Raw genomic sequence first — 5,778 nt, 5'->3', positions numbered from 1 at the left:
ACGGGCTTATAGCCCGTGAGCAAACCACCCGTTTTACGGGTGGTTCTGATTTATTTTGTTACATCCGGCACTTTCCCAGGATTCATATCGAGGTTTAAATCCGTCGATTTGAATGGGGAAGGGTTAGCTTCTGGTGGTTGCACTTTGAGTTCTGGGTGTAACCATTGTAGTTGTTTCAGTTCCCAGTCGTACTTGGCACCGTCGTTTTGTAATTGGCGAATGTCTTTAAAGATACCATCCAGTTGGTCGCTATGTTTATTAGCCATCCCTTCTAGAATGTAAAGGCGACCAGCTACGCTATCAACGGAAGAACCATCGTGGTCTTCATCGACACGCCATTGTAGTTCTGAAATTTGTATTTGCTGGAAGATTATAACGATGACCAGCACGATAATAACGCCCCACATGGGTGTTTCTTTAGCTTTCAAAAGGGCCCGCAATTTAGATGCGAGCCCAGATGGTTTATTCATTATTGACGATCCTCGAGTTGTAATCCAGGTAATGGTAATTTGGAATTTACAAAGTCTAACCACAAGCGAGAAGCGTGGGAGAGGTAATGACCTTTTTTCCAAATAACATAAAGTGTATGAATAATTTCTGGTACAAGTGGACGTACAACGACCTTGGAACCAACCTCTGTATTTTCACCTGCCTCAGGGCAGAGACGAGATGGTAACAATGCGATGGCAAGGTCTGCACTAACTGTTTGCAACATAAGATCACGTTGGCTTGTTTCAAATACGATATGAGGTTGAAAACCTGTATGTTTACAAGCTTTGATGATTTCGTCATGCAAATTAAAGTCATCTTTGTGTAATACGAAAGACTCGTCAGCTAGCATTTCTAAACGAATCTCTTTTTCTTTCGCAAGAGGGCTAGATATTGGAACGATAACGGAAAGCGGATCACTAGTGAGGTAGAAGGACTCAAATTCTTTTGGATTTGGTTTCGTACAAATGATACCAATATCAATCAAGCCTTCTTGAACACTAATCTCAACTTTTTTAGAACCTTGTTCATAAAGTTCTAATTCAATTTGTGGATATACTTTTTTGAACTCCCCTAAAAGCTGAGCGAAGATAGGTGCATCGGTAATTGGTGGAATACCAATTCTAATGGAACCTTGCTCCAAACGAAACTCGTTTTCAAAATCAGTTTTTAGATGTTCAAACATGAATACTACGCGTTTTGCGTGGGTTAAGAAGATGGTACCCCCATCAGTAAGTTCTACAGATTTAGCATTACGCATGAAGAGAACAACACCAAGTTCGTCTTCTAAGGCTTTGATTGTACGGCTAATCGCGGATTGTGAGATGTGTAAGTTTCTTGCTGCTTTACTAAAACTCTTTTGATCAGCCACTTCTACGAAGTATTTTAAATGGTGAAAATCCATAACTAACCCCCTAATATATAAAAGATATTACAAACCTAATTTAAAAATTGATTTTGATAAATGAGAATAATTATTACTAAAATGCAATTAGCTATTACTTTAAGTAAAGCATGAATAGCGATATTGGCAAGGCGCCAAGCACTGTATGTATTGCGTTGATATAGCCCGCCACGTTATAATGAGTCTATAGGGCTATATCAAGTTATGATATTAGGAATTATGGTTGTGCCCAATACAAAAGTATGTTCACACATAATGCCATATTATATATAACATATATATTATTGCATTATTTTTTCATGTGCGCAAGTTTGTAATGGTTGTTATTCCTAAACATAATGATAGATTAAGCAAGTGTTCTATTTTTGCTAAATGCTTAAGGAGGCAATAATCACATGAGTCGTAAATTTAAAACTATGGACGGCAACCAAGCGGCTGCTCACGTTTCTTATGGTTTTACAGAAGTTGCTGCGATTTACCCAATCACTCCATCTTCCCCAATGCCAGAACACATTGACGAATGGGCTGCGTCTGGTCGTAAAAACATCTTCGGCAACACTGTTCAAGTTGTAGAAATGCAATCTGAAGCAGGTGCTGCTGCCGCAACTCACGGTTCTTTACAAGCTGGTGCATTAACAACAACTTTCACATCTTCCCAAGGTTTGTTATTGATGCTTCCTAACTTATACAAAGTAGCAGGCGAATTACTTCCAGGTGTATTCCAAGTAGCTGCTCGTGCATTGGCTGCACACGCTTTGGCTATCTTCGGTGACCATCAAGACGTAATGGCTGCTCGTGCAGCTGGCTGCGCTATGCTTGCTGAATCCTCCGTACAAGAAGTAATGGACTTGTCCGCTGTAGCTCACTTGACAGCTATTAAAACTCGTGTACCATTCATCAACTTCTTCGACGGTTTCCGTACATCCCATGAAATTCAAAAAATTGAAATCTGGGACTATGAAGATTTGAAACCATTAGTAGACATGGACGCTGTTAAAGCTTTCCGTAAAAATGCTTTGAACCCAGATGCTCCTGTAACTCGTGGTACTGCAGAAAACCCTGACGTTTACTTCCAACATCGCGAAGCATCCAACAAATTCTACTTGAACGTTCCTGACGTTGTAGAACATTACATGAACGAAGTTAACAAATTGGCTGGTACTAACTACCAATTGTTCAACTACCATGGTGCTCCTGATGCAACTGACGTAATCGTAACTATGGGTTCCTCCGCTCAAGTAGTTCAATCCACTGTTGACTACTTAAACAAATTGGGCCGTAAAGTTGGTTTCATCAACGTTCACTTGTTCCGTCCATTCGCAACAGATCGTTTGTTGAAAGCTCTTCCTCAAACAGTAGAACGCATTGCGGTTCTTGACCGTACTAAAGAACCAGGCGCTTTGGCTGAACCATTGTTCTTGGACGTACAAGCTGCTGTAATCGACGGTGGCCGTAACGTAAAAGTTATCGCTGGCCGTTATGGTTTGAGCTCCAAAGACGTTATCCCTGCAGACATCGTAGCTGTATTCGATAACTTGGCTGCTGAAAACGGCAAGAAATTCTTCACATTGGGTATCAATGATGATGTTACATTCTTGTCCTTGGATCGTGCTGAAGGCGTAGAAGTTGAAACTCCTGGTTTGACTGAATGTAAATTCTGGGGCTTCGGTTCTGACGGTACTGTAGGTGCGAATAAATCCGCTATCAAAATCATCGGTGACCACACTGACATGTATGCTCAAGCATACTTCGATTACGACTCCAAAAAATCTGGTGGCGTAACAATGTCTCACCTTCGTTTTGGTAAAAACCCAATCAACTTGCCATACTTGGTAACTGAACCTCAATTCGTAGCATGTCACCGTCAATCTTACGTACATGAATACGACTTGATCCGCGGTATCAAAAAAGGCGGTACATTCTTGTTGAACTGTACTTGGTCTCCTGAAGAATTGAACGAACATTTACCTGCTAAATTACGTCGTCAAATCGCAGAAAAAGAATTGAACTTCTACATCATCAATGCTGCGAAAATCGCTTCCGAAATCGGTTTGGGCGGTCGTATCAACATGGTAACTCAAGCTGCATTCTTCAAATTGACTGAAATCATCCCTGTAGATGACGCTGTTAAATACCTTAAAGAATCCGTAGTAACTTCTTACGGTAAAAAAGGTCAAAATATCGTTGACATGAACAACGCTGCTATCGATCAAGGTGTTAACGCTTTGGTAAAAGTAGATGTTCCTGCTGACTGGAAAAACGCTGTTGATGAAGGCGGCCACGCAGTTAAACCTGGTTGCGAATCTTGCCCATCCTTCGTTCAAAACATTGCACAACCAATCAATGCACAAGCTGGTTATGATCTTCCTGTATCCACATTCGCTGGTTACGAAGATGGTACATTACCTGCTGGTACTGCTAAATTCGAAAAACGCGGTCCTGCATTGTTCGTTCCAAAATGGTTACCAGAAAACTGTATCCAATGTAACCAATGTTCCTTCGTATGTCCACATGCTACAATTCGTCCAATCTTGGCAACTGAAGCAGAAGTGGCTGCAGCTCCAGAACATTTCGATACAATCCCTGCATTGGGCGCTAAAGACCTTCAATTCCGTATCGCAGTATCCCCATTAGATTGCTTGGGTTGCGGTAACTGTGTTGATATCTGTCCAGCTCCTAAAGGCAAAGCTATCGTAATGACTTCCATCGATTCCGAAATCGAACAAGCTGAAGCATGGAACTACGGTGTTAACCTTCCTGTAAAAGAAAACCCTATGAAGAAGGAAACTGTTAAAGGTTCCCAATTCGAACAACCATTGTTCGAGTTCTCCGGTGCTTGCGCAGGTTGTGGTGAAACTCCTTACGCTAAATTGTTAACTCAATTGTTCGGCGACCGCATGATGATTGCCAATGCAACTGGTTGTTCCTCCATCTGGGGTGCTTCCATGCCTGCATCTCCATACACAACTAACCAACAAGGTCAAGGTCCTTCTTGGGCAAACTCCTTGTTCGAAGATAATGCTGAGTATGGTTATGGTATGTACATCGGCGTTAAGAAAATTCGTCAACAATTAGTAGAATTAGCTGCTAAAGCTGTAGAAACTGCTACAGGCGAATTGAAAGAAGCTTTGGAACAATGGATTGAATTTGCTAACCTTGGTGCAGCAACTCGTCAACGTTCCGAACGTTTAGTAGCAGCTATCGAAGCTGAAGGTGCTACAACTCCAGAATTGAAAGAAATTCTTGAGAAAAAACAATTCTTGATCAAACGTTCCCACTGGATCTTCGGTGGTGACGGCTGGGCATACGATATCGGCTTCGGCGGTGTTGACCATGTATTAGCTTCTGGCGAAGACATCAACATCTTCGTATTCGATACTGAAGTATACTCCAACACTGGTGGTCAAGCTTCCAAATCCACTAATATCGCAGCAGTTGCTCAATTCGCAGCTTCTGGTAAACGTACTAAGAAAAAAGACCTTGGCATGATGGCTATGTCTTATGGTTATGTATACGTAGCACAAGTAGCTATGGGTGCAGATAAAAACCAATTGATGAAAGCTGTTGCAGAAGCTGAAGCATATCCAGGTCCTTCCTTGATCATCGCTTACAGCCCATGTATCAACCATGGTATCAAAGCTGGTATGGGTAAAGCTCAAGAAGAACAACGTAAAGCAGTTGCAGCTGGTTACTGGGATCTTTACAGATACAACCCTCAACTTAAAGAAGAAGGTAAAAATCCATTCTCCTTGGATTCCAAAGAACCAACTGAAAACTTCCAAGACTTCCTTAAAGGTGAAGTTCGTTACGCTTCCTTGGCTAAAGCAGCTCCAGATGTTGCAGAAGAATTGTTCGCTAAAACTGAACAAGACGCTAAAGATCGTCGCTTAAGCTATGTTCGCTTACAAAAAGGTTTCGAAGAAGTTAAATAATTAATTTCTCTAAACTGCATATACAAGAGGCATCCTCATTGAGGATGCCTCTTTTGCATCTATCATCCTTATGAATAGGTGTATAGTACACATGATTTTGGTATAATAGATAGTATATATGTGTATTATTCATGTATTGTTTATACAATATATTTTTAACGATAGAGGATATTATGACTACGAATACAAATGACGTACAACAAACCATTTATAGTGAATTAGGCTATAAATCCATGCCATTCCCATATACCACACCAGCTACTCTTGAAGCCTATGCGGCTCTCGTGGGTATTTCAGCACCTAACCCTAAAACTGCAAGAGTATTAGAATTGGGAGCAACCTATGGTGGCAATATTATCTCCCAAGCATTATTTAATCCTGATGCAACATTCGTAGGTATTGAGCTTTCACAAGAACAAGTTGAAAAGGGCAATGAAGTGATTGCGAATGCAG

3 protein-coding genes and 1 pseudogene are annotated in these 5,778 nt (G+C 41.1%); 2 read left to right on the top strand and 2 right to left on the bottom strand.

Annotated elements, in window-relative coordinates; genetic code table 11:
* Positions 1 to 50 precede the first annotated feature (50 nt).
* Both QZ548_RS07425 and QZ548_RS07420 read right to left on the bottom strand, forming a co-directional pair.
* Entirely contained in the window at positions 51 to 470 is a 420-nt protein-coding gene (locus tag QZ548_RS07425) for a hypothetical protein (RefSeq protein ID WP_295869407.1), read from the bottom strand.
* Positions 470 to 1,393 (bottom strand): LysR family transcriptional regulator, encoded by a 924-nt coding sequence (locus QZ548_RS07420; protein ID WP_024065776.1) that lies wholly within the window; start codon positions 1,391 to 1,393, stop codon positions 470 to 472. Before QZ548_RS07420 ends, QZ548_RS07425 begins: the two co-directional genes overlap by 1 nt.
* A gap of 395 nt (positions 1,394 to 1,788) precedes the next feature.
* On the opposite strand from QZ548_RS07420, the gene nifJ reads away from it, so the two are divergent.
* Together nifJ and QZ548_RS07410 are read left to right on the top strand one after the other, a co-directional pair.
* Complete coding sequence (gene nifJ, locus QZ548_RS07415) at positions 1,789 to 5,325, top strand: pyruvate:ferredoxin (flavodoxin) oxidoreductase (RefSeq protein WP_295869405.1); 3,537 nt, start codon at positions 1,789 to 1,791, stop codon at positions 5,323 to 5,325.
* 173 nt (positions 5,326 to 5,498) lie between these two features.
* Positions 5,499 to 5,778 (top strand): annotated as a pseudogene (locus tag QZ548_RS07410) (methyltransferase); the annotation flags it as partial.

It is taken from the genome of uncultured Veillonella sp., assembly GCF_915069625.1.
Lineage (GTDB): Bacteria > Bacillota > Negativicutes > Veillonellales > Veillonellaceae > Veillonella.
This window is presented reverse-complemented; position numbering and strand designations above follow the sequence as displayed.

What these genes read in the sequence shown, in the direction of transcription:
- QZ548_RS07425 (WP_295869407.1), bottom strand. Translation starts at nt 470, where the DNA reads ATGAATAAACCATCTGGGCTCGCATCTAAATTGCGGGCCCTTTTGAAA.
- QZ548_RS07420 (WP_024065776.1), bottom strand. Translation starts at nt 1,393, where the DNA reads ATGGATTTTCACCATTTAAAATACTTCGTAGAAGTGGCTGATCAAAAG.
- nifJ (WP_295869405.1), top strand. Translation starts at nt 1,789, where the DNA reads ATGAGTCGTAAATTTAAAACTATGGACGGCAACCAAGCGGCTGCTCAC.